This is a genomic window from Paraburkholderia gardini, from assembly GCF_907164545.1.
GTDB classification, from domain to species: Bacteria; Pseudomonadota; Gammaproteobacteria; order Burkholderiales; family Burkholderiaceae; genus Paraburkholderia; species Paraburkholderia gardini.
Genome location: NZ_CAJQZB010000001.1, coordinates 180265 through 206482 on the forward strand (window position 1 = coordinate 180265; position 26218 = coordinate 206482).

At 62.6% G+C, this 26218-nt stretch carries 26 protein-coding genes; 22 read left to right on the top strand and 4 right to left on the bottom strand.

What is annotated here, in order from left to right; all coding sequences use genetic code 11:
- Positions 1–117 precede the first annotated feature (117 nt).
- From LPA37_RS00765 to LPA37_RS00775, 3 genes are all read right to left on the bottom strand, one after another.
- Entirely contained in the window at positions 118–492 is a 375-nt protein-coding gene (locus LPA37_RS00765; RefSeq protein ID WP_228977776.1) for a hypothetical protein, read from the bottom strand.
- Positions 493–665: 173 nt separating this feature from the next.
- Positions 666–1616 carry an Hsp33 family molecular chaperone HslO gene (hslO, locus tag LPA37_RS00770; RefSeq protein WP_228977772.1) on the bottom strand — a complete coding sequence of 317 codons (951 nt, stop codon included), beginning with the start codon at positions 1614–1616 and terminating at the stop codon, positions 666–668.
- Between the two features lie 64 nt (positions 1617–1680).
- A complete protein-coding gene (locus LPA37_RS00775) occupies positions 1681–2205 on the bottom strand; it encodes a gamma carbonic anhydrase family protein (protein ID WP_228977765.1) in 525 nt (174 codons plus the stop codon).
- 257 nt (positions 2206–2462) lie between these two features.
- Between LPA37_RS00775 and LPA37_RS00780 the strand changes: the two genes are divergently transcribed.
- The 10 genes from LPA37_RS00780 to LPA37_RS00825 all read left to right on the top strand — a co-directional run bounded on the left by LPA37_RS00780 (position 2463) and on the right by LPA37_RS00825 (position 11607).
- A complete protein-coding gene (locus LPA37_RS00780; RefSeq protein WP_407672463.1) occupies positions 2463–3344 on the top strand; it encodes a ferritin-like domain-containing protein in 882 nt (293 codons plus the stop codon).
- A 212-nt stretch (positions 3345–3556) separates the two neighbouring features.
- Positions 3557–4441 (top strand): alpha/beta fold hydrolase, encoded by an 885-nt coding sequence (locus LPA37_RS00785; RefSeq protein WP_228977762.1) that lies wholly within the window; start codon positions 3557–3559, stop codon positions 4439–4441.
- 90 nt (positions 4442–4531) lie between these two features.
- Entirely contained in the window at positions 4532–5362 is an 831-nt protein-coding gene (locus LPA37_RS00790; protein WP_229011039.1) for a 3',5'-nucleoside bisphosphate phosphatase, read from the top strand.
- A gap of 80 nt (positions 5363–5442) precedes the next feature.
- Positions 5443–6078: an L-threonylcarbamoyladenylate synthase gene (locus LPA37_RS00795; RefSeq protein ID WP_228977758.1), complete on the top strand. Its 636-nt coding sequence runs from the start codon at positions 5443–5445 to the stop codon at positions 6076–6078.
- 53 nt (positions 6079–6131) lie between these two features.
- Positions 6132–6794, top strand: a complete 663-nt coding sequence (locus tag LPA37_RS00800; RefSeq protein WP_228977755.1) for a site-2 protease family protein — start codon at positions 6132–6134, stop codon at positions 6792–6794.
- A 7-nt stretch (positions 6795–6801) separates the two neighbouring features.
- A complete protein-coding gene (locus LPA37_RS00805) occupies positions 6802–8004 on the top strand; it encodes a tryptophan--tRNA ligase (protein ID WP_228977754.1) in 1203 nt (400 codons plus the stop codon).
- A gap of 20 nt (positions 8005–8024) precedes the next feature.
- Positions 8025–8636, top strand: coding sequence for a class I SAM-dependent methyltransferase (locus LPA37_RS00810; RefSeq protein WP_228977751.1), 612 nt, complete (start codon positions 8025–8027; stop codon positions 8634–8636).
- A 42-nt stretch (positions 8637–8678) separates the two neighbouring features.
- Entirely contained in the window at positions 8679–9584 is a 906-nt protein-coding gene (dapA, locus tag LPA37_RS00815; RefSeq protein WP_228977749.1) for a 4-hydroxy-tetrahydrodipicolinate synthase, read from the top strand.
- 101 nt (positions 9585–9685) lie between these two features.
- Positions 9686–10825: an outer membrane protein assembly factor BamC gene (gene bamC, locus LPA37_RS00820; protein WP_228977746.1), complete on the top strand. Its 1140-nt coding sequence runs from the start codon at positions 9686–9688 to the stop codon at positions 10823–10825.
- Positions 10826–10833: 8 nt separating this feature from the next.
- On the top strand, positions 10834–11607 hold the full coding sequence (locus LPA37_RS00825) for an MBL fold metallo-hydrolase (protein ID WP_228977744.1): 774 nt from the start codon (positions 10834–10836) through the stop codon (positions 11605–11607).
- Between the two features lie 182 nt (positions 11608–11789).
- On the opposite strand, the gene LPA37_RS00830 is transcribed toward LPA37_RS00825, so the two are convergent.
- Positions 11790–12485 carry a Bax inhibitor-1/YccA family protein gene (locus tag LPA37_RS00830; RefSeq protein WP_228977742.1) on the bottom strand — a complete coding sequence of 232 codons (696 nt, stop codon included), beginning with the start codon at positions 12483–12485 and terminating at the stop codon, positions 11790–11792.
- A gap of 265 nt (positions 12486–12750) precedes the next feature.
- Between LPA37_RS00830 and ndk the strand changes: the two genes are divergently transcribed.
- The 12 genes from ndk to hflC all read left to right on the top strand — a co-directional run bounded on the left by ndk (position 12751) and on the right by hflC (position 26185).
- A complete protein-coding gene (ndk, locus tag LPA37_RS00835) occupies positions 12751–13176 on the top strand; it encodes a nucleoside-diphosphate kinase (RefSeq protein WP_228877242.1) in 426 nt (141 codons plus the stop codon).
- A gap of 120 nt (positions 13177–13296) precedes the next feature.
- Positions 13297–14448: a 23S rRNA (adenine(2503)-C(2))-methyltransferase RlmN gene (rlmN, locus tag LPA37_RS00840; protein ID WP_228977740.1), complete on the top strand. Its 1152-nt coding sequence runs from the start codon at positions 13297–13299 to the stop codon at positions 14446–14448.
- A 183-nt stretch (positions 14449–14631) separates the two neighbouring features.
- The gene (locus tag LPA37_RS00845; protein WP_228977738.1) at positions 14632–15702 is read left to right on the top strand and encodes a helix-turn-helix domain-containing protein; all 1071 of its coding nucleotides are present in this window, start codon (positions 14632–14634) and stop codon (positions 15700–15702) included.
- Between the two features lie 83 nt (positions 15703–15785).
- Positions 15786–17102, top strand: coding sequence for a flavodoxin-dependent (E)-4-hydroxy-3-methylbut-2-enyl-diphosphate synthase (ispG, locus tag LPA37_RS00850; protein ID WP_229011042.1), 1317 nt, complete (start codon positions 15786–15788; stop codon positions 17100–17102).
- A gap of 33 nt (positions 17103–17135) precedes the next feature.
- Positions 17136–18485 (top strand): histidine--tRNA ligase, encoded by a 1350-nt coding sequence (hisS, locus tag LPA37_RS00855; RefSeq protein WP_228977734.1) that lies wholly within the window; start codon positions 17136–17138, stop codon positions 18483–18485.
- Between the two features lie 72 nt (positions 18486–18557).
- Entirely contained in the window at positions 18558–19187 is a 630-nt protein-coding gene (locus tag LPA37_RS00860) for a tetratricopeptide repeat protein (RefSeq protein WP_228977732.1), read from the top strand.
- A gap of 63 nt (positions 19188–19250) precedes the next feature.
- Positions 19251–20396 carry an outer membrane protein assembly factor BamB gene (gene bamB, locus LPA37_RS00865; protein ID WP_228977730.1) on the top strand — a complete coding sequence of 382 codons (1146 nt, stop codon included), beginning with the start codon at positions 19251–19253 and terminating at the stop codon, positions 20394–20396.
- 460 nt (positions 20397–20856) lie between these two features.
- A complete protein-coding gene (der, locus tag LPA37_RS00870) occupies positions 20857–22194 on the top strand; it encodes a ribosome biogenesis GTPase Der (RefSeq protein ID WP_090530456.1) in 1338 nt (445 codons plus the stop codon).
- 150 nt (positions 22195–22344) lie between these two features.
- Complete coding sequence (gene hfq / locus LPA37_RS00875; RefSeq protein ID WP_006051315.1) at positions 22345–22581, top strand: RNA chaperone Hfq; 237 nt, start codon at positions 22345–22347, stop codon at positions 22579–22581.
- Positions 22582–22639: 58 nt separating this feature from the next.
- Positions 22640–23827, top strand: a complete 1188-nt coding sequence (gene hflX / locus LPA37_RS00880) for a GTPase HflX (RefSeq protein ID WP_228977728.1) — start codon at positions 22640–22642, stop codon at positions 23825–23827.
- A 49-nt stretch (positions 23828–23876) separates the two neighbouring features.
- Positions 23877–25265 (top strand): FtsH protease activity modulator HflK, encoded by a 1389-nt coding sequence (gene hflK / locus LPA37_RS00885; RefSeq protein WP_229011045.1) that lies wholly within the window; start codon positions 23877–23879, stop codon positions 25263–25265.
- Between the two features lie 11 nt (positions 25266–25276).
- Entirely contained in the window at positions 25277–26185 is a 909-nt protein-coding gene (gene hflC, locus LPA37_RS00890) for a protease modulator HflC (RefSeq protein WP_228977724.1), read from the top strand.
- Positions 26186–26218 lie beyond the last annotated feature (33 nt).

The following is a 26218-nucleotide window of genomic DNA, read 5'->3' on the forward strand; positions in this document are numbered from 1 at the left end:
AAATGTTGCCAGGGCATTGAACCTGGAGAAAGCCGCCCAAGCCGCCCGATGGGCGGCTTTTTTACTCGTGAGCCGTGATCCGCGTGCAAAAGTGCATCAGTCACAGTCAGGCAAACATCACCAGCCCCAGCCCGTGCCGAAACCAACACCGGCACCTGTGCCCCAGCCCGATCCCCAGCCACCGCCGTAATAGCTGCCATAAACACTGACCGGTGGCGTGTAATACCGCGACCACGCCTGAGCGGCGGCTTCCGCGGCCATCGCCTGGTTTTGCTCCGCGAGCACCTGCCGGTCGATTGCGTCGTAACGTGCGCGCTCTTCAGGCGTCAATGGTTGCGCTTTCGCCGCGATGCCGGACTGGTCGGCCGGCAGACGGCTGTATATCGGCGAAGGGCCGGGCGGGTCCATGACGCAGCCCGTCAACGCAGCACTGCCTGCCACGACGGACAGCGCCAGAAGAACCGGTATGGAATGATGCAATGAGGTTTTCATGTCAGTTTCCACCAGCGAGACGCTCCGACCCGCTCGCGTGGGAGGGGAGTCGCCAATGTTCGATACCTGTTCGACGCAATGCCGGACATTCAGCGCACGCCGCCGGTATCGAGCGCAACGGGCGAAGGGCAAACGACAAAGGGCGCCAGCTCAAACAACCCGCGACGTAGCGTTCAATGGCGCTGACCTGCCGCAGGCGTCACTCCTTCTGAGAGCCCGCTCACGAGGAAAAGTTGCGCCACGTCGACCGGGTCGAACTCGTACCGCTGGTTGCAGAATTCGCAGTGAATTTCGACGTGTCCGCGTTCTTCGAGCACGCTGTCGACTTCCTCGCGACCGAGCATTTTCAGCATCGCGCCGACCTTGCCGCGCGAGCAGCTGCATTCGAAGCGCGCCGGCGTCGGTGCGAAGTGCTGGACGTTTTCCTGCCAGAAAAGGCGGCGAAACACCGTTTCCGGCTCTTCCTTCAGTAGTTCGTCGTTCGACAGCGTGCCGCCGAGCGTGCAGACACGCTCCCACGTATCCGCATCGAGTTCGCCTGGATGCGGCACGATGCCGCCGTCGCCCGGCAGTTTCTGCAACAGCATGCCGACGGCACGCTCCGAATCCGCCGCGAGCCACAGGCGCGTATCGAGCTGTTCGGAGTGGTGCATGTAATGTTCGAGCACTTCGGCCATCGAGTTCAACGGGCCGTCCACGCCGTTGAGCGGCACGATGCTCTGGTACGGCTGCTGGCCAGGCTGCTTTTCGCGCGGGTCGAGCGTGATCACGCAGCGGCCGTTGCCGTTGGCGTTCAGCAGTTCAGTGAGCGATGTGTCGTCGCTGATCGTGCTTGCGACGTCGCCGGAAAACTTGGCCGTGGCGCGCATCGACAGATCCGAGCTGCATTGCACAACCAGCATCTTGACCGGGCCGTCGCCGAAAATCTGCATGACGAGCGTGCCGTCGAATTTCAGGTTCGCCGACAGCAGCGCGCACGCCGCCATCATTTCGCCGAGCACGTTGCGCACCGGCGCCGGGTAATCGCGACGCGTCAACACTTCCCGCCACGTGTTTCGCAGCGAAACGATCTCGCCGCGTACCGGTGCCGCGCTGAACATGAATTTTTGCAACTGGTCGTTCACAACTCTTCCTCGGTCGAATGGCGCTCGTTCTGACAATGCGCCTGCGCGCCGCGCGCTCCGGCTGTCAGCCGACGCGTACGAGCTGCGCCTTGAAATAATCCCTGCGTTCCACGTAGCTTTGCGCGGCGCGTCGCAGGTTCGCGATGTCCGCTTCCGTCAGTTCGCGTACGACTTTCGCCGGCGCGCCCAGAATCAGCGAATTATCGGGAAATACCTTGCCCTCGGTCACGACGGCGCCGGCGCCAACCAGACAGTTGCGGCCGATGACCGCGCCATTCAAGACCACCGCCTGAATGCCGATCAACGCGCCTTCCTTGATCGTGCAGCCGTGCAGCATCACCTGGTGGCCGATCGTGACGTTGTTTTCGATCGTCATCGGAAAACCCGGATCGGTGTGGAGCACCGCGTTTTCCTGAATGTTGCTGCCTGCGCCGATCTCAATCCGGTCGTTGTCGCCGCGGATCGTGGCGCCGAACCAGACGCTTGCGTTTTCGTCGATGGCGACCTTGCCGATGATGGTCGCCGTATCGGCGACGAACACGCTTTCGTGGATGGTCGGTGCCGCATCGCCAAGTTTGTAGATTGCCACAGTGTTTCCTCTGCGTCGGGCGTCACGCCCAGACGCGGAGCGCGACGGCAGCGCGGCGGGCGCGCTTCATGGTCGAATCGCGTATTGTAAACGGTTGCGCACAGGACGCGCCTCGCCGCGTCCGGTTCCCGTCAGACGTTTTGCCGTGCGTTGCCATGCACCCGTGTATTTTTCCGCGTTTTATGTAGCGTTCGTTGCCCATGAATCCAGCCGTTTCTTCTTTGTCGTCAACACCGTCGCTGCCACTGGACGCCTGCATGCGCAGCGAAGCGCTCGGCGTACTGCGCGAGCGCGATGCGGTAACGAAGGCCGTGGCGACGCGTGATCTCCATGCACGCGCCTGCGAAGGTCTTCTGCCATGCAGGCCCGAGCGGTCGCTCGATGAACCGGCTGGTTTGCCCGGCCGCCCGGAGCGGCCCGAACTGGTGGACCCGCGCGGACTCGGGCGGCGCAGCATGCAGTCGCCGCAAGGGCGTGCGGTGTTGCTGCATGCGCTCGCGCATATCGAGTTCAATGCGATCAACCTCGCGCTCGATGCGGTCTGGCGCTTTGCCGCGATGCCGGCCGCGTTTTATCTCGACTGGTTGAAAGTGGCGTCGGAAGAAGCGCATCATTTCTCGTTGCTGACGGCGCGGCTGGCAGATTCTGGTCACGTCTACGGCGACTTTCCCGCGCACGACGGCCTGTGGGACATGTGCGAGCGAACCCGCGGTGACGTGCTTGCCCGTATGGCGCTGGTGCCGCGCACGCTGGAGGCACGCGGGCTGGACGCGTCGCCGCCGATTCGCGCGCGCCTCCAGCAGGCGGGCGACCATGAATCGGCCGCCATTCTCGACGTGATCCTGCGCGATGAAATCGGCCATGTCCTGATCGGCAACCGCTGGTTCCGGTATCTGTGCGATCGGGAGGCGCTTGATCCGCACGCAACATACGCGCGTCTCGCCACGCAATATCACGCGCCCCGGTTGCGCGGGCCGTTCAACTTCGAAGCGCGGCGCGACGCCGGTTTTGACGAAGCCGAACTCGCGGCGCTGGCCGGACTGGACGCCGGCCAGGCGGCGCCTGTGGCGGATCAGACGAAACCAGAAGGCACTCGTGAGCCGGATGTCACATCGACTGCATCGACTTCGACGAGATAACCGCCTGTTTCCGTGCATTGGCAGGCTGAAGTGCGATTGACTGCACGATTGGGCGTCGGCTTTATCTGTCCACGGTGATGAAAAGCGTCAAATTGACCTGCTGCCATCGTCCTGAAGCCCGCTTTTGTCGTCGCCTCCATGTACTGCCAGATTGCCGCGCCCACTCACTATCTCGTTATAATCGAACGATCATTCTTTTCTGGAAGTCGTCCATGAATACCTCCCGGTCCGAATTCGTCCCGGTGCGCGGCGTGCGCCTGCATGTGCGACGTTGGGGCAACCCGGACGCGCCCGCGCTTTTCATGCTGCATGGCTGGATGGACGTTGCCGCGTCGTTCCAGTTCGTCGTCGACGCGCTGGGCGGCGAGTGGCAGGTGATCGCGCCGGATGCGCGCGGCTTCGGCCTGTCGGACTGGCCAGTGGCGTCGCACGGCGGCGGAAACTACTGGTTTCAGGAATACGTGTCGGATCTCGACGCGCTGCTGGACCATTACGCGCCATCCGGCGAGGTCAATCTGATCGGGCACAGCATGGGCGCGAACGTCGTCTGTCTGTATGCCGGCGCCCGGCCGGAGCGTGTGCGCCGCGTGGTGGATCTCGAAGGCTTCGGGCTTGGCGCGTCGCGCGCGGAGCAATGGCCGCGCCGGCTGAAAACGTGGCTCGATGAGCTGAAAGAGCCGCCCACGCTGAAAAGCTACGCTTCGCTCGATGAGGTCGCTGCGCGGCTGATCCGCACGAACGCGCGTCTCGATCCGCAGCGGGCGAGTTTTCTCGCACGACACTGGTCGAAACAGGGGGAGGACGGCCGTTTCACGCTGCTCGCCGACCCGGCGCACAAGATGCGCGGCCCGCTGCAGTATCGCCTCGACGAAGTGATGGCCGTCTGGCGCAACGTGCGGGCGAAGGTGCTGCACGTCGAAGCGGCGGGCTCGCCGACGCTCGCGGCGATTGCCGGCGAAACCCCGCTCGGCGAGTTCAAGGCGCGTTTCCGGGCGTTTCCGGACTGGCGCGAGAAGATCATCGACGATGCCGGTCACATGGTGCATCACGATCAGCCGGAGCAGGTCGCCGCGCTGATCGAGGGATTTTGCGCATAAATTTTTGCGCATAACGTCGGCCGCCGGAGGATTGGTGCGGCGAACTACCGCATTGCAGTAAAATGGTTGCTGAATCTTTACAGGGCAACGATGAACGCCGATCTGCACTGCCATTCCACGGTTTCCGACGGCCAGTTCGCGCCGGCCGAGGTCGCGCGCCGCGCGCACGCGGGCGGCGTGACGCTGTGGGCGCTGACCGACCACGATGAAGTAGGCGGTCAGGCGGAAGCGCGTGCGGCCGCGACGGCGCTTGGCATGCGTTATCTGGGCGGCGTCGAAATATCGGTCACCTGGGCGTCGCGGACAGTCCATATCGTCGGTTTGAACGTCGATCCGCAAAACACGGCGCTCGTGGAAGGCCTCGCGCGCACGCGTAACGGCCGCGCGGCGCGTGCCGAAGCCATCGGGGAACAGCTTGCCACGCTCGGCATCCCGGACGCGTACGCGGGCGCGCTTCGTTACGTCTCGAATCCGGACATGATCTCGCGCACCCACTTCGCGCGATACATGGTGGAAAGCGGCTACGCGGAATCCACGCAGGACGTGTTCACGCGCTATCTGGGCGACGGCAAGCCAGGTTACGTGTCGCATCGCTGGTCGAAATTGTCCGATGCCGTGCAGTGGATCAAGACCGCCGGCGGCGAGGCTGTGATTGCCCATCCGGGGCGGTACGCGTACACGCCGGTCGAATTCGACGCGTTCTTTGGCGAATTCATCGATCTTGGCGGCAAGGCGATCGAAGTCGTCACCGGCAGTCATACGCCGGACCAGTATCGCGAATACGCCGACGTCGCGCGCCGTTTTGGTTTCGAGGCGTCGCGCGGTTCGGATTTTCATGCGGCCGGCGAAGGCCGCGTCGATCTCGGCAGTCTGCCGCCGCTTCCTTCCGATCTCACCCCCGTCTGGGAACGCTGGCTGTGACGTGCTGTTGTGGCGTCGCGCGGTGCGCGCAGCCTGTCGCGGGCTGAAAGCGCGACATCCAGTCATCCTGATCATTCACCATGTCTCAATTCTTTCGGCTTCATCCCGACAATCCGCAGCTGCGCCTCGTCAAGCAGGCCGTGCAGATCATCAACGACGGCGGCGTCGTCGCGTTGCCGACCGATTCGAGCTACGCACTCGCGTGCCGTCTCGACGACAAGGATGCCGTCGAGCGCATCCGCCGCATCCGCGGTCTCGACGAGAAGCAGCTTTTGTCGCTGCTGGTGCGCGACCTGTCGGAGCTCGCCAACTTCGCGATGGTCGATAACCGGCAATACCGGCTGATCAGGTCGGTGACGCCGGGCCCGTATGTTTTCGTGCTGCAGGCGACCAAAGAGGTGCCGCGCCGTCTGTCGCATCCGTCGCGCAAGACGATCGGTCTGCGTGTGCCCGATCACGCCATCACGCTCGCGATTCTCGAAGAACTCGGCCAGCCGTTGCTCGGTTCGACGCTGATCATGCCGGGCGAAACCCAGCCGCTGAACGATCCCGAGGAGATTCGCGCGCGCCTCGAAAAGCAGATCGAGCTGGTGATCGACGGCGGCGCGTGTGTGTGCGAGCCGTCGACGGTGATCGATCTGACCGGCGCTGAGCCCGTACTCGTTCGTCCAGGCCGCGGCAGCCTTCAGCCGTTCGGCCTGGAACAGCCCGCCTGACCGGTAACGAAAGCCGCCGGTCGCGGCTCCCTGCATTGATACAATAGCGAGCTATGGATTCCTCCCTGATACAGACCATTGTCGTGTACGCGTTGCCGGTGATTTTCGCCATCACGCTGCACGAGGCCGCACATGGCTACGTTGCGCGCCTGCTCGGCGACAACACGGCGTACGTGCTCGGCCGTGTTTCCTTCAATCCGATGCGCCACATCGATCCGCTCGGCACCATCGCGATTCCGCTGTTGCTGTACTTCGTGACGAGCGGTGCGTTCGTGTTCGGCTACGCGAAACCCGTGCCGGTCGCGTTCGGCAATCTGCGTAATCCGCGCTGGGGCAGCCTGTGGGTGGCGCTCGCCGGGCCGATGTGCAACTTCGTGCAGGCGCTGATATGGGGCGTGATCGGCGTGTCGCTCGCCGCCATGAACATCCAGGAACCGTTTTTCACGCGCATGGCGGGCGCGGGCGTCGGCATCAATCTCGTGCTCGGCGTGCTGAACCTGTTCCCGCTGCCGCCGCTCGACGGCGGTCGCGTGCTGACCGCGCTGCTGCCGGCGCGTCAGTCGATTGCGCTCTCGCGTATCGAGCCGTATGGTTTTTTCATTGTGATGGCGCTCGTGATGACGGGTACCCTGACGACATTCTGGCTGCGACCGCTCGTCAATCTCGGTTACGACGCTGTGACGGCTATCCTGACTCCACTCGTTTCGCTTCTCTAATATAACCATGTTCCCAGACCGTATCTTCTCCGGCATGCGGCCCACCGGGTCGCTGCACCTCGGCCACTATCACGGCGTACTGAAAAACTGGGTGCGGCTGCAGTCCGAATACCCGTGCTTCTTCTGCGTCGTCGACTGGCACGCGTTGACCACGCACTACGAAACGCCCGAGGTCATTGAAAAGAACGTCTGGGAAGTGCTGATCGACTGGCTCGCGTCAGGCATCGATCCGGCGCAGGCCACGCTCTTCATCCAGAGCAAGGTGCCCGAGCACGCCGAACTCGCGCTGCTGCTCGGCATGAGCACGCCGCTTGGCTGGCTCGAACGCGTGCCGACCTACAAGGAGCAGATGGAGAAGCTGAAGGACAAGGATCTGTCCACCTACGGCTTTCTCGGGTATCCGGTTCTGATGGCGGCCGACATCCTGCTGTATCGCGGCTCGCTCGTGCCGGTCGGCGAAGACCAGGTGCCGCACGTCGAAATGACGCGCGAAATCGCGCGCCGCTTCAACTATCTGTACGGTCGCGAGCCGGGCTTCGAGGAAAAGGCCAACGAAGCCGCGAAGAAACTCGGCGGCAAGCGCGCGAAGCTGTATCACCAGCTGCGCGTCGCGTATCAGCAGGAAGGCGACGACGAAGCGCTCGAACAGGCGCGTGCGATGCTGCAGGAATCGCAGAGCCTGTCGATGAACGATCGCGAGCGTCTTTTCGGTTACCTCGAAGGGTCGCGCAAGATCATTCTCACCGAACCGCAGGCCATGCTGACCGAAGCGTCGCGCATGCCGGGTCTCGATGGACAGAAAATGTCGAAGTCGTACGGCAACACGATCGGTCTGCGTGAAGACGCCGAGACGATCACGAAGAAAGTCCGTACCATGCCGACCGACCCCGCGCGCGTGCGCCGCACCGATCCGGGCGACCCGGACAAGTGCCCGGTATGGCAGCTGCATCAGGTCTACACCGACGAAACGACGCACGCATGGGTGCAGAAGGGCTGCCGTTCGGCTGGCATCGGCTGTCTCGAATGCAAGCAGCCGGTGATCGAAGGCATCCTGCGTGAACAGCAGCCGATGCTCGAGCGCGCGCAGAAGTACATGGACGATCCGTCGCTGTTGCGTGCAATCGTCGCCGATGGCTGCGACAAGGCGCGCCGTTTCGCGACCGAGACCATGCGCGATGTGCGCGAGGCCATGGGCCTGTCGTACAACTGATAGTCGATAGCGATTTGTATATGGACGACCACGGCTCCCCGGTGCTTTCCCGGCATGCCACGCTGGCCGAACCGTCACGCTGGGTGCGTCGCTGGACGCATCTCGTGACGCCCGGCGGCGCGGTGCTCGACGTCGCGTCGGGCGCCGGGCGGCACGCGCGCTGGTTTGCCGCGCGGGGCCATCCGGTCACCGCACTCGACCGCGACGCGGACGCGCTCGCGACGCTGCACGACGTGCCACAGGTGAGCACGCTCGCCGCCGACATCGAAGACGGCCCGTGGCCGCTTCCTGCGGGATCGAGGTTCGCCGCGGTCGTCGTCACGAACTACCTGCACCGGCCGCTCTTTCCGCGGCTTCTGGATGCGCTCGCGCCGGCAGGGGTGCTGATTTACGAGACGTTCGCGCAGGGCAACGAGACGGTCGGCAAGCCTTCGCGGTCGGCGTTTCTGCTGGCACCGGGCGAGTTGCTCGATGCCGTTCGCGGCCGTCTGCGGGTGATCGCTTATCAGGATGGTTTTCTCGCGCAGCCGCGTCCCGCTTACGTCCAGCGGATCTGCGCGATTCAGGAGGCGGATCGGTCCGTCGACGGGGGAGAGGCTCCACCCCCGCCGCGTTACGATCTGGCTGGCTAATCCGCTACAATCGCGGTTTACTGATCTAATTCATGGCATTTCATGACTAACGGCAATCAAGACGGCATTCAGATTCGCGGCAGCATTCCCGCAATCATCACCCCGATGCTCGAAGACGGCAGCCTCGATCTGCCCGCGTTTCGCAAACTGATCGACTGGCATATCGAAGAGGGCACGAACGGTCTCGTCGTCGTCGGTACGAGCGGCGAGTCGGCCACGCTGTCGGTCGAAGAGCACGTGCTGATGGTCAAGACCGCGGTCGAGCACGTTGCCGGACGCATTCCCGTGATTGCAGGCTCGGGCGGCAATTCGACCACCGAAGCGATCGAACTGACCGAGCAGGCGAAGAAAGTCGGGGCCGATGCCACGCTGCAGGTCGTGCCGTATTACAACAAGCCGACGCAGGAAGGGATCTATCGCCACTTCTCGAAAATCGCGGAAACCGTCGATCTGCCGGTGATCCTGTACAACGTGCCGGGTCGCACGGTGGCGGACATGTCGAACGAGACGATCCTGCGCCTCGCCCAGGTGCCGGGCATCGTGGGCGTGAAGGAAGCGACCGGCAGCATCGATCGCGCGGCGCATCTGATCAAGGCAGCGCCGGCGCATTTCGGCATTTACAGCGGCGACGATCCGACTGCGATCGGATTGATGCTGCTTGGCGGCCACGGCAACATTTCCGTGACGGCCAACGTGGCACCGCGTCTGATGGCTGAACTCTGCCGCGCCGCGCTCGCCGCCGACGCGAAAACCGCGCGTGAAATCCATCTGAAACTGCTTTCGCTGCACAAGAACCTCTTCATCGAATCGAATCCGATTCCAGCGAAGTGGGCGCTGCAGCAACTCGGCCGCGTTCAGGGCGGCATCCGTCTGCCGTTGACGCCGCTCGACGCGCGCTACCACGATATCGTGCGTGCCGCGCTGCGCGAGTCAGGTCTGCTGGGCTGATACCCATCCAGCGTCACCGGCCATTCCATTAACCGACGTCGAAATCGCCCACGTTCCCGGCACTGAACCAGGCAACGCGTTCCAGCATCACGAAGGACTTCATGAAACGTTCCGCACTTTCCCTCCACGCAACCCGCATGGCGGCGCTGGCGCTTGCCCTTGTTACGCTCGCCGGCTGCGACACGCTGAACGACTGGTTTTCGTCCGACAAGGTGAACTACAAGGTCGCAGGCAGCGCGCCGCCGCTCGCCGTGCCGAGCGATCTGTCGACCGCCCAGGTCGACCAGCGCTACGTGGCGCCGCCGGTCGATGCTGCGCTGGGCGGCGCGCCGGAACGCGCGGTAACGCCAGCAGGCAACCGGACGGAAGGCGTACCGAATGCACAGGATCCGCTCGGCATGCACATCGAGCGCGATGGCGACCGCCGCTGGCTCGTGGTCGATGGCCGCTCGCCCGACCAGCTCTGGCCGCAACTGCAGGAGTTCTGGCAGGAAAACGGCTTCTCGCTGACCACCGACGCACCCGCCACCGGCATCATGTCGACCGACTGGGCTGAGAACCGCGCGAACATTCCGGACGACTGGTTCCGTCGCACGATCGGCAAGGTGGTCGATTTCGCGTACTCGTCGGGCACGCGCGACCGTTTCCGCACGCTGGTTTCTCGCGGCGGTGCCGACACGACGGACATCTCGATCACGCACAGCCAGATGGAAGAAATGCTGACGGGCCAGGACAAGACGTCGTCGCGCTGGGAAGAGCGTCCGCGTAACCCGGCGCTCGAAGCGCTGTTCCTCGCGAAGCTGATGGAGAAGTTCGGTCTGACCGATGCACAGGCGAAACAACTGCTGACGGACGCACGTTCGTCGACGGCGCCGGTGAAGGTCGACGAGATCGCTGGCAGCGTAACGCTCGATCTGCCGGAATCGTTCGATCGCGCATGGCTGCGGGTGGGTCTCGCGCTCGATCGCACGAATTTCACCGTCGACAACCGCGACCGCGAGAAGGGCATTTATTACGTCCGCTACGCCGATTCGATGCAGGAACTGAAGAAGGAAGGTCTCTTCGGCAAACTGTTCTATAGCGGCAGCAGCACGAAGAAGCCCGCTCAGGAATTCCTCGTGAACGTGCGCTCGAAGGGAGATGCGCTGACGCAGGTCGCAGTGCTCAACTCAAACGGCCAGGTGGATACGTCGTCGGACGCGCAGCACATCGTGTCGCTGCTGCATGCACAGCTGAACTAGGCGGAACCGTGCGGTTCGCCAGTCTGGGAAGCGGCAGCGAGGGTAACGCGCTGCTCGTCGAAGCCCAATGCGGAACGACGACCACGCGTGTGCTGCTCGACTGCGGCTTTTCAGCGAAAGAAGTCGAACGGCGCCTCGCATGCCGCGGCTTCGGCATCGACAGCCTCGATGCGATCCTGATCACACACGAACATGGCGATCACATTGGCAGTGCGCTGACGCTGGCCCGTAAGGGATCGATTCCGTTGTACATGAGCTGGGGCACGGCCCGCGCGGTCGGCGCCGACGAAGCCGACGTCGACCTGCACGTGTTGTGGGGCGACGAAGCCGTTGCAATCGGCGATCTCAGTGCGTTGCCGTATACGGTGCCCCACGACGCGCGCGAACCGTTGCAGTTCGTTTTCTCCGATGGCGCAAGCCGGCTTGGCGTGTTGACCGACGTCGGCACTTCGACGCCGCACATCAGCGCCGTGCTGAGCGGCTGCGACGCACTCGTGCTGGAATGCAATCATGATGCGCGGATGCTGGCGGCGAGCCGCTATCCGCAGTCGCTGAAAGCGCGCATCGGTGGCGATCATGGGCACCTGAACAACGATGCCGCGGCCGAAATCCTGGCTTCCCTCGACCGGACGAAGTTACGGCATCTTGTTGCCGCACATTTGAGCCAGCAGAACAATTCGCCGGAACTGGCCCGGGCCGCGATGGCTGCGGTGCTCGACACCGCGACGATGGACGTGATCGTCGCCTCGCAGGATGATGGTTTCGACTGGCTGAGCCTTTGAGCTTCGTGCGTGTCGCTGGAGGTTGGCAGGACGCGCAGAAACAAAAACGCCCATGACATCCGTCATGGGCGTTTTTGTTTTACGTCGGGCGGCCAGCTACGGCTTTACTGCAAAACGACGCTGGTTGCCGTGGCAGGGATGCGTAATCAACCTGCCACCGCCGGCCGGGCTTCCGGCCGGACCTAGTTCCGGTTGCCGCCGAAGATGCCAAGCAGCGCAAGCAGGTTGACGAAGACGTTGTAGAGGTCCAGATAGATCGCGAGCGTGGCCGAGATGTAGTTCGTCTCGCCGCCATTCACGACGCGCTGAACGTCAAACAGCATGTAAGCCGAGAAAATCGCGATAGCGAGCACGGAGACCGTGAGCATCAGCGCAGGCAGGTGCAGAAACATGTTCGCAACCATTGCGAGCAGCAGCACGATTACGCCCACGAAGAGCCATTTGCCGAGACCCGAAAAGTCGCGCTTGCTGACGGTAGCCACCGTCGCCATTGTGGCGAAGATCACACCGGTGCCACCAAACGCGAGCATGATCAGCGACGGACCGTTCGAGAACCCGAGGATGAAGCTCAGGAGCCGCGACAGCATCAGGCCCATGAAGAACGTGAAGCCAAGCAGAACAAAGACGCCGGCGCTGCTGTTCTTGGTCTTTTCGATCGCGAACATGAAGCCAAAGGCGATGGCGAAGAATGCCAGCAGGCTCATGGCCGGACTGGTGGCGGCAAACAGCGAAAAACCGGTCGCGACACCCACCCACGCGCCGAGGACCGTCGGAATCATCGACAGCGCGAGCAGCCAGTAGGTGTTCCGGAGTACGCGGTTGCGGGTTTCGACCGTGCTGATCGTACCGGTGCGGCCGAAATTGTAGGGCGAATTCATGGTTTCTCCTTGCGTCAGACGCAGTGTTGCGCAGTGGTTGTACAGCCCGGCTGGCCGTGACCGCGCCCGCCGCTGGCCCGTACAACCTCAAGATTACCCCGGGACCGGCAAGTTTCAATACCTGGCCGGACGGAAAATAGTGAGGTGCCGGACACTTTATTAGAGCCTTACGGTGATGTAAGGGTTCAATCGCAATCATATAACGGAACATGCTACAATAGCGGATTCATTTGAATCTGTAACCTCTTAATTTTCTGGAGTTTTTATGGCGCTCGAACGCACCCTGTCGATTATCAAGCCGGACGCAGTGGCAAAGAATGTGATCGGTCAGATCTACAGCCGTTTCGAAAACGCTGGCCTCAAGATCATCGCTTCGCGCATGGTTCATCTGTCGCGCGCTGACGCCGAGAAGTTCTACGCTGTGCATGCGGCACGTCCGTTCTTCAAGGACCTCGTCGACTTCATGATCTCGGGTCCGGTGGTTGTTCAGGTTCTGGAAGGCGAGAACGCCATTCTGAAGCATCGCGACCTGATGGGCGCGACGGACCCGAAGAAGGCCGAAAAGGGCACGATCCGCGCTGATTTCGCGGACAGCATCGACGCGAACGCAGTCCACGGTTCGGACGCAGCCGAAACAGCCGCCGTCGAAATCGCATTCTTCTTCCCGGCAGTCAACGTTTACTCGCGTTAATCCGCGTAAGCGGCTGTCCAGGTAGTAAGGTAGGAGCAGCAGGAGCGGGCGCGAACGGTACAGGCGTTCATGTGGCTTGTTGCATGAACGCAGGTTTGCACTGATATGGCAGGATTCGATATGGCGAGCAGTTCAACCGTCAACCTTCTCGATCTCGACGCACAGGGGCTCGTCGCATATTGCGACAGCCTCGGCGAAAAGCCGTTTCGCGCCAAACAGTTGCAGCGCTGGATTCACCAGTACAACGCCGCGGATTTCGATGGCATGACCGATCTCGCAAAGTCCCTCCGCGAAAAGCTGAAGGGGCGCGCCGCGATTTCGATGCCCGACATCACAAGCGATCATATTTCCACCGACGGCACACGCAAGTGGCTGATCGATGTCGGTAACGGCAACGCAGTTGAAACGGTCTTCATCCCGGAAGAGACGCGCGGCACGCTCTGCGTATCGTCGCAGGCGGGATGTGCGGTCAACTGCCGTTTCTGTTCCACCGGCAAGCAGGGTTTTTCCCGCAATCTCACCACCGGCGAAATCATCGGCCAGCTGCGCATGGCTGAATTTGCGCTGCGTGCGTCGCTCGGCTCGGCCGGTGGACGGGCGGTGGGCGGTGAAGGCAAGGGCGAGCGTGTCGTCACGAATGTCGTGATGATGGGCATGGGCGAGCCGCTGCTCAATTACGATGCCGTCGTGCCGGCCATGCGCCTGATGCTCGACGACAACGCCTATGGCCTGTCGCGCCGCCGCGTCACATTGTCCACGTCGGGTGTGGTGCCTATGATGGACCGCCTCGGCGCGGATCTGCCCGTGGCACTCGCGGTTTCGCTGCACGCACCGAACGACGCGCTGCGCGACGAGCTGGTGCCGTTGAACAGAAAGTATCCGTTGCGTGAGTTGATGGCGGCCTGTCAGCGTTATCTGAAGGTTGCGCCGCGCGATTTCATTACATTTGAATACTGCATGCTCGATGGTGTGAACGACACCGAACAGCACGCACGCGAACTGCTGGCCGTCACGCGTGACGTGCCGTGCAAGTTCAACCTGATTCCGTTCAATCCGTTTCCGGAATCAGGGCTCCTGCGCTCGAAACAGGAGCAGATCAAGCGGTTTGCGCAGGTGCTGATGGATGCAGGTGTCGTCACTACAGTGCGCAAGACTCGTGGTGACGATATCGATGCTGCCTGCGGCCAGCTGGCAGGTGCGATCAAGGATCGCACCCGTCTTGCTGAACGCACCGGGAAGGCGGCGAAAATCATCGAAGTTCGAGCGATTTGAGCATGACAGGGTCCTTGTGACTTCGAGACGCCGGACGAACTGAAAAGAAAGTTTGCAAAATCGATCGGAAGCGGCGCAGAACGCCGCACATTTTGTTATAAACGGTCTGCGAATCTGAACCGATGCCTGAAAGATGGGGACGGATCGTAAGAGTGAAAAAGAATCGACGCGAAAGGATTTGGGATGAGTGAGCCGCAGCACCCGCAGCCGCATGACAATGAGACGAACGCAGGCCGTCCAGCACCGGCCGTCGCACCGGCGGTGGCGCAGCCCGCGCTGGAATCGCTTGCGGCAATCGGGGCGCGGCTGACCCAGCTGCGCGAGTCAAAGGGCTGGTCGATCGAGGACGTCTCCTCGCGCCTCAAGGTATCGCCGGCCAAGCTGCGCGCGCTCGAAAGCGGCGATGTCAGCCACCTGCCGGACACGACGTTCGCACTCGGCGTGGTGCGCAGCTACGCGAAAATGCTCGGCACCGATCCCGCGCCGTTCAGTCAGGCGTTGCGTCGCGTCAAGGGCGTGCCGGAACCGGATCTGTCGATGCCAGCTTCGTCGGGCCGCGATCTGCCGCGCGGCCGCGTATCGCTTTCGCTCGGCAACAACGCCCCGAAGTCGCGCTCGTGGCTGTGGGGCGTGGCCGCGGTGATCGTTGCAGTCATTGCGCTCGCGATGTGGCACACAAATGGCGGCGACTCGTCGGCGTGGCTCGCGCGGCTGAAGGCCGGCGCGAATGATGCTGCGGGCAGTGCGACCGGCGCGTCTGGCGCCGTCGCGCAGGATCAGGCTGCTGCTTCGGCAACGATGGCGGATGAAGAAGCGGCGCCCGCATCCGGCGCCCAGGTTGCAACCGACGATAGCGCATCTCAGGCGACGCCGATGCCGGCGCCGCTTGCAACAGGTGTTTCGCCGGCGGCCCCGGGCGCCCCGGCGGTAGTAGCCCAGGCGCTGAAGCCGGCTGCGAGTGCGCCGCAGCAGGCGTCCGCGGCGGAAGCGGCAGTGCCAGCGGAAGGCCAGGCGACGGTCGGTATCAAGGTAACACAGGACAGCTGGTTCAGCGTGCGGCAGAAGGACGGCAAGGAAGTCTTCTCGGGCCTCGTCCGCGCCGGTGAGTCGAAGGAAATTGCGGGCGAGCCGCCGTTCAAGGTTACGGTCGGCAACAAGGCAGGGCTGGATTCGATGTCGCTCGATGGCCAGGCGGTCGATCCGGGCAAGTACGCGTCAGCAAAGGGCAACGTGGCTCGCTTCGCGTTGCCTTGAAACAGGGTACGCGTCGCGGCAGGTTCGCCGCGACGCTTTTTCAATTCTGGCGGCGCGTTTTGCGCGCGGCGCCTGCGGTGTAAATGGGTCTTTCGATGCACTCCGAAGCTCAATCCCCTTCCAGCAGCAAGATTGTTTCAACCGATCCGGTTTTTGGCGGTCACGCGCCGCGCCGTTCCTCGCATGCTGTAGACGTGCGCTGGGGCGGCCAGATCGTCACGATCGGCGGCGATTCGCCGGTGCGCGTGCAGTCGATGACCAACACCGACACCGCGGATGCGATCGGCACAGCCATCCAGATCAAGGAGCTCGCGCAGGCGGGTTCCGAACTCGTGCGTATCACGGTGAACACGCCGGAAGCGGCCGCAGCCGTCCCGGCAGTGCGTGAGCAGCTCGACCGGATGGGCGTGACAGTGCCGCTCATCGGCGATTTTCACTACAACGGCCACCTGCTGTTGCGTGACTATCCGGCATGCGCCGAGGCGCTGTCCAAGTACCGGATCAATCCGGGCAACGTCGGTCATGGCGCGAAGCGTGACACGCAGTTCGCGCAGATGATCGAAGCCGCGATCCAGTACGACAAGCCGGTGCGTATCGGCGTCAACTGGGGCAGCCTCGATCAGGACCTGCTCGCGAAGATGATGGACGAAAACGCGGCGCGTTCCACGCCGTGGGAAGCACAGAGCGTCATGTACGAAGCGCTGATCCAGTCCGCGATCGGCTCGGCGGAACGCGCGGTCGAGCTCGGTCTGAGCCGTAACAAGATCATTCTGTCGTGCAAGGTCAGCGGCGTGCAGGATCTGATCGCCGTGTATCGCGAGCTCGCGCGACGTTGCGAATTCGCGCTGCACCTCGGTCTGACGGAAGCCGGCATGGGCTCGAAGGGCATCGTCGCTTCGACGGCCGCACTGTCCGTGCTGCTCCAGCAGGGTATCGGCGACACGATCCGCATTTCATTGACGCCGGAACCGGGTGCGTCGCGTACAGGTGAAGTGATCGTCGGCCAGGAAATCCTGCAGACGATGGGCTTGCGTTCGTTCACGCCGATGGTGATCGCGTGCCCGGGTTGCGGCCGTACCACCAGCACGCTGTTCCAGGAACTCGCATCGCAGATCCAGACATATTTGCGCACGCAGATGCCCGTGTGGCGCGATACGTATCCGGGTGTCGAGAAGATGCACGTTGCCGTGATGGGCTGCATCGTGAACGGTCCGGGCGAGTCAAAGCAGGCGAACATTGGCATCAGCCTGCCGGGTTCGGGCGAGAACCCCGCGGCACCGGTGTTCATCGACGGCGAAAAGGTCAAGACGCTGCGCGGCGAGCGCATCGCCGAAGAATTCCAGCAAATCGTGAGCGACTACGTCGAGCGTACTTACGGCCGTGCCGAAGTCGCCAACTAGACCGCTCAACCAGGATCGTCAGATAGAACACAGATGACTGAACAGAAGAAAAAGCTCGAGAAACTCGCAGGCGTGAAGGGCATGAACGACATCCTTCCGCAGGATGCCGGGCTGTGGGAATTTTTTGAATCGACCGTGAAGTCGATGTTGCGTTCGTACGGATACCAGAATATCCGTACGCCGATCATCGAGCACACGCAGCTGTTCACGCGCGGTATCGGTGAAGTCACCGACATCGTTGAAAAAGAGATGTACAGTTTCACCGACGCGTTGAACGGCGAAAACCTGACGATGCGTCCGGAAAACACGGCAGCAGTCGTGCGTGCGTCGATTGAGCACAACATGTTGTACGACGGCCCGAAGCGCCTGTGGTACATCGGCCCGATGTTCCGGCACGAGCGTCCCCAGCGCGGGCGTTATCGCCAGTTCCATCAGGTCGGCGTCGAGGCACTCGGTTTCGCCGGTCCGGATACGGACGCGGAAATCATCATGATGTGCCAGCGTCTCTGGGACGATCTCGGGTTGATAGGCATCAAGCTCGAAATCAACTCGCTGGGTCTCGCCGAAGAGCGTGCCGCACATCGCGTCGAACTCATCGCGTATCTCGAGAAGCACATGGACGTGCTCGACGAAGAGGCGAAGCGTCGTCTCTACACGAACCCGCTGCGTGTGCTCGACACGAAAAATCCGGCGCTGCAGGACATCGCGCAGAACGCGCCGAAGCTGATCGATTTTCTCGGCGATGAATCGCGTGCGCATTTCGAAGGGCTTCAGCGCATCCTGAAAGCGAACAACATCCCGTTCAAGATCAATCCGCGTCTTGTGCGCGGTCTCGATTACTACAATCTGACCGTGTTCGAGTGGGTGACCGACAAGCTTGGCGCACAGGGCACCGTGGCTGCCGGCGGTCGCTACGACCCGCTGATCGAGCAGCTGGGCGGCAAGCCGACGGCTGCGTGCGGCTGGGCAATGGGCATCGAGCGCATTCTCGAATTGCTGAAGGAAGAGAAGCTCGTACCCGAAGACGAAGGCTGCGACGTGTACCTCGTGCATCAGGGCGACGCGGCGCGCGAGCAGGCGTTTATCATCGGCGAGCGGTTGCGCGATACGGGTCTCGACGTGATCCTGCATTGCAGCCCGGATGGCCAGTCGGCCAGCTTCAAGTCGCAGATGAAACGTGCTGATGCAAGCGGCGCGGCCTTCGCGGTGATCCTGGGTGAAGACGAGATCGCGAACGGCACGGTCGGCGTGAAACCGCTGCGCAATACCGGCCCGGAAGGCGCAAAAAGCGAACAGCAGAACGTGCCGGCTGAAGACTTGACCGAATTTCTAATCAATGCGATGGTTGCATCCGCCGACGAAGGCGATGACGGCGACGACTGATCGCGCGGTGCGCTGAACACAGCGTGAAGTACGACAAAGACAAAGTATCAAGGAAGAAGGAATCGCCTCGCGATGAGTTACCACGACGAACAAGAATCGATTGAAAGCGTAAAGGCATGGTGGGCGCAGTGGGGTAATGCAACCACGTGGATCGTGCTGGTCGTACTCGTCGCCGCGGCGGCGTGGAACGGCTGGAATTTCTGGCAGCGTCGTCAGGCGGCTGAAGCGGCTGTACTGTACGACCAGGTCCAGCAGTCGCTCGCTTCGGGCGACAAGGCGAAGATCACCCGTGTCACGGCCGACATGGAAGACAAGTTCAGCGGCACCGCCTACGCGCAGATGACCGCACTCGGCGCGGCGAAGGCGTTCTATACCGCTGGCGACGAGCCGGCAGCGAAGGCCCAGTTGCAGTGGGCCGTCGATCACGCGAAGGACGACGAGTTCAAGCAGATCGCGAAATTGCGCCTCGCTTCGCTGCTGCTCGACGAGAAGGCCTATGATGCAGGGCTCGCGTTGCTGGCCGAGCCGCAGTCCGACGCATTCAAGGGCGTCGTGGCGGACGGTCGCGGCGATCTGCTCGCGGCCCAGGGCAAGCGCGACGATGCGCGCGCAGCCTACAAGCTCGCGCTCGACACGCTGTCGAAGAACGACACGTCGACGCGTCAGTTGATCCAGTTCAAGCTGGATGCACTCGGCGGCTGACCGGCGCGCCGCGTGATCAACTGGCTCCATTTGATAAATTCTCAATTAATGCTTCGTCCACCGATGAATCTGCTGAAACGTTACGCTGTGCCCGTTGCCTGTGCGATGACCGTTCTTACGATGGCGGCTTGCTCATCCACGAAAGACGAGCGCCGCGTGCCGACGCCGCTCACTGAGTTCAAACCCGTGCTCGACGTGCAGCAGACGTGGAAGTCGAGCGTCGGCAAGGCCGGTCGCTACCTGTTCGCGCCGGTTGCCGTCGGCAATGCGGTGTATGCGGCGGGTGAAAACGGCTCGGTCGCGAAGATCGACGCGCAAACCGGCAAGGACATCTGGCGTACGAAGGTCGACGACGATCTTTCCGCGGGTGTGGGCAGTGATGGCAACCTGACCGCCGTCGGTGCGCTGAAGGGCGGCGTCTTCGTGCTCGGCCCGGACGGCAAGCTGTTGTGGAAGGGCACGGCACCCGGCGAAATCATTTCGCCGCCGCTCGTTGGCAATGGTCTCGTTGTGGTTCGCACGGTAGATGGCCAGATCACGGCCTTCAACGCGCAGACAGGCGAGCAGAAATGGAATTACCGCAATCGCGCGGTGCCGCTCAACCTGCGTGTGTCGTCGGGTATGACGTTCGCGGGCGATCAGGCCGTGCTGGCCGGCTTCCCGGGTGGTGCGTTCGCTGCGATCAACCTGCACACGGGCGACGCGTTCTGGCAGACGCCGGTCTCGTATCCGAAGGGTGTGACGGAAGTCGAGCGTATTAACGACGTGACCGGTGCGCCGGCGCTCGTGGGCGCGCAAACCTGCGCGGTGACGTTCCAGGGGCAGATTGGCTGTTTCGATGCGAATTCGGGCCGCGCCGTGTGGGAGCGTAAATTCTCGAGCACGAGCGGTCTCGCGGAAGATGACACGGTTGTGGTCGCCGGTGACGACTGGGCGGTCATGCATGCATTCGACGCCGCGACGGGCCGTCCGCTGTGGACCAACGACAAGCTGAAGAGCCGCGACGTCGGCGTGCCGTTCCTGCTGGGGCACGCAGCCGTGGTGGGCGATTTCGAAGGCTACGTTCATTTCCTGTCGCGTGACGACGGTTCGTTCGTTGCCCGCATGAAGACCGATGGCAGCGCAATTACCGCTGCCCCGGTCCTCGCTGGCGACACGCTCGTCGTGCAGACGCATGACGGCGACCTGTACGGTTTCCGTCCGCGCTGATCGCGCGCACAGCTTCGTTCGATCCGATCGACGTGCTGGCCGGCTTTGCCGGCCGTACGTATTTCTGGCGTAGCATCAGCTGCGCCGCGCCCATGTGGGAAATGGAGATACAGGCTGCCAGCCCGGCTGGTCCGGCGGCCCGGTAAAAAGTGGTACCTGGGTGGCGTGGTGGGTGCGCGCCGGTCGCGAAATGCGACGCCCGGTTCAAGCGCCGTCCGCAACGCTGGATCTGCAGACGCTCAACGCCTCACGCATGTCGCACGCAGTTTCTGCGCATCGTATGAAGGTCGCGCCAGCCAGCCAGTTCCTCGTCGGCCGGGAGATGCAGCGATGGTTCGCATCCCGGGTGTGACCGATTTCGTGATAATTTTTGTCAAACGCAGCCAACAGGCAGTCATGTGGCATCGCCGCACGGCCCGTCGAGTCTCTCGACCTTGCGTTTCACTGTGAACAACATCTGATGAAACCCGTTATTGCCCTCGTTGGGCGCCCCAATGTGGGGAAATCCACGCTGTTCAACCGTCTCACGCGTTCGCGTGATGCGCTCGTCGCCGATTTGCCGGGGTTGACGCGTGACCGTCACTATGGCGAAGGACGGACGGGCGAACGGCCCTATCTGGTCGTCGACACGGGCGGTTTCGAGCCGGTCGCGAAAGACGGCATCCTGCACGAAATGGCGCGCCAGACGCGCCAGGCGGTGGAGGAGTCGGACGTCGTCGTGTTTATCGTCGACGGCCGCAATGGCCTCGCGCCGCAGGACAAATCGATCTCCGACTACCTGCGCAAGACCGGCCGGCCGGTTTTCCTCGTCGTCAACAAGGCTGAAGGCATGAAGTACAGCGCGGTGGCCGCCGACTTCTACGAACTCGGTCTCGGCGACCCGCGCGCGATTTCCGCGGCGCACGGCGACGGCGTGACGGAAATGATCAACGAGGCGCTCGGCGTCGCGTATGCCGGTCATCCGGAAGAGGAAGACGAAGACAAGGACGCGCGCGGCATCAAGATCGCGATCGTCGGACGCCCGAATGTGGGCAAGTCGACGCTCATCAATACGCTGGTCGGCGAAGATCGCGTGATCGCGTTCGACATGCCCGGCACCACACGCGATTCGATCTACGTCGACTTCGAGCGCCAGGGCAAAAACTACACGCTGATCGACACGGCAGGTCTGCGCCGGCGCGGCAAGGTGTTCGAGGCGATCGAGAAATTCTCGGTGGTGAAGACGTTGCAGTCGATCTCGGACGCGAACGTCGTGATCCTGCTGCTCGACGCGCGCCAGGATATTTCGGAGCAGGACGCGCACATCGCCGGTTTCGTCGTCGAGCAGGGGCGCGCGCTGGTGGTCGGCGTGAACAAATGGGATGGTCTCGATTCGCACGTGCGCGAGCGCACGAAAGCGGATCTGGAGCGCAAGCTAAAATTTCTCGACTTCGCCAAATTTCACTTTATTTCGGCGGCGGAAAAAACGGGTATCGGCCAGCTGATGCGATCGGTCGACGATGCCTACGCCGCCGCCATGGCAAAGCTGCCGACGCCGAAGCTGACCCGCGCGCTGATCGACGCGGTCGAGTTCCAGCAGCCGCGACGTCGTGGACCGGTGCGTCCGAAGTTGCGCTACGCGCACCAGGGTGGACAAAACCCGCCGATCATCGTGATTCATGGCAACGCGCTCGACGCGATTACCGAAACCTATAAGCGCTACCTCGAAAACCGCTTCCGGGAAACTTTTGGGCTGACCGGGACTCCATTGCGCATAGAGTTCCGTTCGTCGACGAACCCTTACGCGGACAAAGGCTGAAACGCTGAAACCCGCGTGTGTGCTGGGTTTGGCCGGATGGTCAGGCTACTCGCGCAAAAACAAAAATCGGCTATAGTGTAGCGGTTGACGGCGAATTTCTTTTTCTTCACCGTCAATTTAGTCAACCTGCAAAAAAATACGGAGTTTGCTATGAGCAACAAAGGGCAATTGTTACAAGACCCGTTTTTGAACGCACTGCGCAAAGAGCACGTGCCGGTCTCGATCTATCTGGTCAACGGCATCAAGCTTCAAGGGAACATCGAATCGTTCGACCAGTACGTCGTGTTGCTCCGAAATACGGTTACCCAGATGGTCTACAAGCACGCAATCTCGACAGTCGTGCCGGCCCGTCCGGTGAATTTCCACCCGGATTCTGAACAGTCCTAATCCCTCGTCGCGGCCGGCATGGCATCGCCCGTCGGCGATCTCTCCCGGCCGCTTCATTTTGATACCCTCCAATTTGACCAACGCAGCGCTTGTCGGTATCGACTTCGGAAAGATCGATTTCGAAGCCAGTCTCGAAGAACTCAGTCTGCTCGCGCAAAGCGCGGGTGCGAATCCTGTAGTCACCCTCACCGGACGCCGGTCCGCTCCTGACGCGAAGATGTTCGTCGGCAGCGGCAAGGCCGAGGAACTGCGTCTTGCGTGTGAGGCGAACGACATCGAAATCGTCATCTTCAATCACGCACTGGCCCCCGCGCAGCAGCGCAATCTGGAGCAGGCGCTTAACAGACGCGTGATCGACCGGACGAGCCTGATTCTCGACATCTTCGCGCAACGCGCCCGCAGCCACGAAGGCAAGCTGCAGGTCGAGCTCGCGCAGCTGCAGTATCTCGCCACGCGGCTGATCCGCGCATGGACCCATCTCGAACGCCAGAAGGGCGGTATCGGCCTGCGCGGTCCGGGTGAAACGCAGCTCGAAACCGACCGTCGCCTGATCGGCGAGCGCATCAAGGCGCTCAAGTCGCGGCTCGAGAAACTGCGCCGCCAGCATGGCACGCAGCGTCGGCAGCGCGAGCGCAATCGCACGATGTCGGTGTCGCTCGTGGGCTATACGAACGCGGGCAAGTCCACGCTCTTCAACGCACTGACCAAGGCGCAGGCCTACGCGGCCGACCAGCTGTTCGCCACACTCGATACCACGTCGCGCCGGGTGTATCTCGGTGACGAAGTCGGCCAGGTGGTGGTGTCCGATACGGTGGGTTTTATCCGCGAGCTGCCTCACCAGCTGGTGGCCGCTTTCCGCGCAACGCTCGAGGAAACCGTTCACGCCGATCTGCTGCTGCATGTCGTCGATGCATCGAGCGCCGTGCGGCTCGACCAGATCGACCAGGTGAACATCGTGCTGCACGAAATCGGCGCGGACGCGATCCGGCAGGTGCTGGTCTTCAACAAGATCGACGCCGTGCCTGAGCTGGCGGCCCGCGGCGACACGGTTGAGCGGGATGAGTATGGTAATATTTCGCGCGTCTTTTTGAGCGCGCGCACGGGGCAGGGGCTGGACACACTGCGCGCCGCTATCGCCGAAATCGCGACCGCCGAGTATCTTTCCGACCGAGTGCCTCCATTGCCGGAAGAAGACCGGCCGGCGGCACCAACCGACGACCGCAAGGTCCCAGAACTCGGGCACTGACCCGTTCCAATTGCATTGACCGGCTGTCTACTCTGGTGAACGAACACAGGTGAACGATTACAACGAGCGGAGTACATGGTTGCGCGTGCGCGCCATTTTCTCGATGAACGATCCGCGCTGGGGCCGGGGCGAAGGCAATGGCGACAAGCAGCGTCCGAACGATCCCAAGCGTCCGCAAAACGGCAAGAATGGCGAAAGCCCGCCTGATCTCGACGAGATGTGGCGTGATTTCAACCGGCGCCTGTCGCGCGTGTTCGGCCGCAAGGGCAACGGCTCAGGCAATGGCGAGCGCCGGCCCGACAATGGCCGCGGCACGCGCATTGGCGTGGGCATTGTCATCGGCGTGTTCATCGCGATCTGGCTGGGTAGCGGCGTGTTCGTCGTGCAGGATGGCCAGGTCGCCGTTGTGTCGCAGTTCGGTCAATACCGTTTGACGGCAGGTCAGGGCATCCACTGGCGTCTGCCGTATCCGTTCGAATCGCACCAGATGGTCAATGTCGGGCAGGTGCGCTCGGTCGAAATCGGCCGTAATAACGTCGTGCGCACGCCCAATGTGAAAGACGCATCGATGCTGACGCACGACGGCGATATCGTCGACGTGCATTTCTCGGTGCAATACCAGATCCGCAAACCGACCGATTACCTGTTCCGCAGCGTGGATCCCGATCAGACCGTGACGCAGACCGCGCAGGCCGCGATACGTGAAATCGTGGGTGCCCGCGGTACGGACAGCGTCCTCGATCAGGACCGCGAAGCAATCCGTCTGCAACTCGTCGATTCGATCCAGCGTTCGCTCGACGAATTCCACACGGGTCTTGCCGTCACCGGTGCGACGATTCAGGGTGTGACGCCGCCCGAGCAGGTCCAGTCCGCCTTCGACGATGCCGCGAAGGCACGGCAGGATAGCGAGCGTGCGAGGGCCGACGCACAGGCTTATGCGAACGGACTGTTGCCGCGTGCGCAGGCCGATGCCGCCCGCATGATCGACGATGCACATGCGTACAGCGACCGCGTCGTGGCTCAGGCGCAAGGCGATGCCGAACGCTTCAGCCAGGTCTATGCCCAATACTCGAAGGCGCCCGCCGTGATCCGCGAGCGCATGTACCTGGAAACCATGCAGCACATCTATTCGAATACGACGAAGGTGTTTGTCGACAGCAAGTCTTCGAACAACGTGCTGTACCTGCCGCTCGACAAGCTCGTCGAACAGACCCGTCAACGGGCTGTCGACACCGCGAGCGGCGCGCAGGCGGGTTCGGGTGTGCCCGCGGCAACGCCGCAGGGTGCGAGCACCGCCGCGGCTACAACCGCGTCGCAGCCTGCCTCGGGCGCGGCGGCTGTACCGGCCAGTGGCGCAAGCCAGGCGGCCGCTGCCAGCGACGCATTCCGTTCGCGCGATTCGTTCCGTAGTCGCGGTCGCGACGAAGAACTGCAATAAGGAGCGCGAACATGAACCGAATCATTGCGCTCGTCATTGCTGTTGTGATCGTGCTGTTTGCCGCGTCGTCGATGGTCTATGTGGTCGACCAGCGTCATATGGCTGTCGTGTCGGGCCGAGGCGACACGACGCCCACGCTCGTCGGCCCGGGCCTGCATGTGAAATTGCCGCCGCCGCTGCAGACCGCGACGCTCGTCGATACGCGCATCCAGTCCGTCGATGCGCCGGACGCTGATCGCTACGTCACGTCCGACAGGATCGATATCCTCGTGAACCCCGTGATCCACTATCGCGTGACCGATCCGCTGAAGCTCTTCGCGGATACGAAGGGTGATGCGCAGGCGTTGCCTGAACGTCTCGCGACGATGTCGCGCGACGCGCTCGGCGACGTCTTCGCAAAGATTACGCTCGCCGATGCGCTGGCAAAACAGCAGGACATCGCAAGCGAGGCGCGTGTGGCGATGCAGAAGGCCACGGCGCCGCTTGGCATCGAGGTGATCGACGTGCAACTGACGCGTATCGATTTCCCGGCAGCCATGACCGACTCCGTCTACAAGCGCATGGCTGCGGCGCGCGAGCAGGCCGCGAGCGATGTGCGCGCGCAGGGTGCGACCGAAGCCGACAAGATCCGGGCGGATGCGGGCTTGCAGCAACAGAGCATCGTCGCGGACGCTTACCGGGATGCGCAGAAGATCAAGGGCGAGGGTGATGGCAACGCGGCGTCGATCGCTGCTGAAGCCTTTGGCCGCGACCCGCAGTTCTATGAGTTTTACCAGAGCATGCAGGCGTACCGGAACAGCTTCAAGCCGAACGACGTGATCGTGGTCGATTCAGGCAGCGAGTTCTTCCGCTTCATGCGCAGCCCGACAGGCGGCACGTCGCCGGACGCCGCCGCTGCTGCGCCCGCCCGCAAACATTGATTATCGGAGCGTTGCGCGCCTTGTGCAGCGCGG

What these genes read in the sequence shown, in the direction of transcription:
- LPA37_RS00765 (WP_228977776.1), bottom strand. Translation starts at nt 492, where the DNA reads ATGAAAACCTCATTGCATCATTCCATACCGGTTCTTCTGGCGCTGTCC.
- LPA37_RS00780 (WP_407672463.1), top strand. Translation starts at nt 2,463, where the DNA reads ATGCGCAGCGAAGCGCTCGGCGTACTGCGCGAGCGCGATGCGGTAACG.
- LPA37_RS00785 (WP_228977762.1), top strand. Translation starts at nt 3,557, where the DNA reads ATGAATACCTCCCGGTCCGAATTCGTCCCGGTGCGCGGCGTGCGCCTG.
- LPA37_RS00790 (WP_229011039.1), top strand. Translation starts at nt 4,532, where the DNA reads ATGAACGCCGATCTGCACTGCCATTCCACGGTTTCCGACGGCCAGTTC.
- LPA37_RS00795 (WP_228977758.1), top strand. Translation starts at nt 5,443, where the DNA reads ATGTCTCAATTCTTTCGGCTTCATCCCGACAATCCGCAGCTGCGCCTC.
- LPA37_RS00800 (WP_228977755.1), top strand. Translation starts at nt 6,132, where the DNA reads ATGGATTCCTCCCTGATACAGACCATTGTCGTGTACGCGTTGCCGGTG.
- LPA37_RS00805 (WP_228977754.1), top strand. Translation starts at nt 6,802, where the DNA reads ATGTTCCCAGACCGTATCTTCTCCGGCATGCGGCCCACCGGGTCGCTG.
- LPA37_RS00810 (WP_228977751.1), top strand. Translation starts at nt 8,025, where the DNA reads ATGGACGACCACGGCTCCCCGGTGCTTTCCCGGCATGCCACGCTGGCC.
- dapA (WP_228977749.1), top strand. Translation starts at nt 8,679, where the DNA reads ATGACTAACGGCAATCAAGACGGCATTCAGATTCGCGGCAGCATTCCC.
- bamC (WP_228977746.1), top strand. Translation starts at nt 9,686, where the DNA reads ATGAAACGTTCCGCACTTTCCCTCCACGCAACCCGCATGGCGGCGCTG.
- LPA37_RS00830 (WP_228977742.1), bottom strand. Translation starts at nt 12,485, where the DNA reads ATGAATTCGCCCTACAATTTCGGCCGCACCGGTACGATCAGCACGGTC.
- ndk (WP_228877242.1), top strand. Translation starts at nt 12,751, where the DNA reads ATGGCGCTCGAACGCACCCTGTCGATTATCAAGCCGGACGCAGTGGCA.
- rlmN (WP_228977740.1), top strand. Translation starts at nt 13,297, where the DNA reads ATGGCGAGCAGTTCAACCGTCAACCTTCTCGATCTCGACGCACAGGGG.
- LPA37_RS00845 (WP_228977738.1), top strand. Translation starts at nt 14,632, where the DNA reads ATGAGTGAGCCGCAGCACCCGCAGCCGCATGACAATGAGACGAACGCA.
- ispG (WP_229011042.1), top strand. Translation starts at nt 15,786, where the DNA reads ATGGGTCTTTCGATGCACTCCGAAGCTCAATCCCCTTCCAGCAGCAAG.
- hisS (WP_228977734.1), top strand. Translation starts at nt 17,136, where the DNA reads ATGACTGAACAGAAGAAAAAGCTCGAGAAACTCGCAGGCGTGAAGGGC.
- LPA37_RS00860 (WP_228977732.1), top strand. Translation starts at nt 18,558, where the DNA reads ATGAGTTACCACGACGAACAAGAATCGATTGAAAGCGTAAAGGCATGG.
- bamB (WP_228977730.1), top strand. Translation starts at nt 19,251, where the DNA reads ATGAATCTGCTGAAACGTTACGCTGTGCCCGTTGCCTGTGCGATGACC.
- der (WP_090530456.1), top strand. Translation starts at nt 20,857, where the DNA reads ATGAAACCCGTTATTGCCCTCGTTGGGCGCCCCAATGTGGGGAAATCC.
- hfq (WP_006051315.1), top strand. Translation starts at nt 22,345, where the DNA reads ATGAGCAACAAAGGGCAATTGTTACAAGACCCGTTTTTGAACGCACTG.
- hflC (WP_228977724.1), top strand. Translation starts at nt 25,277, where the DNA reads ATGAACCGAATCATTGCGCTCGTCATTGCTGTTGTGATCGTGCTGTTT.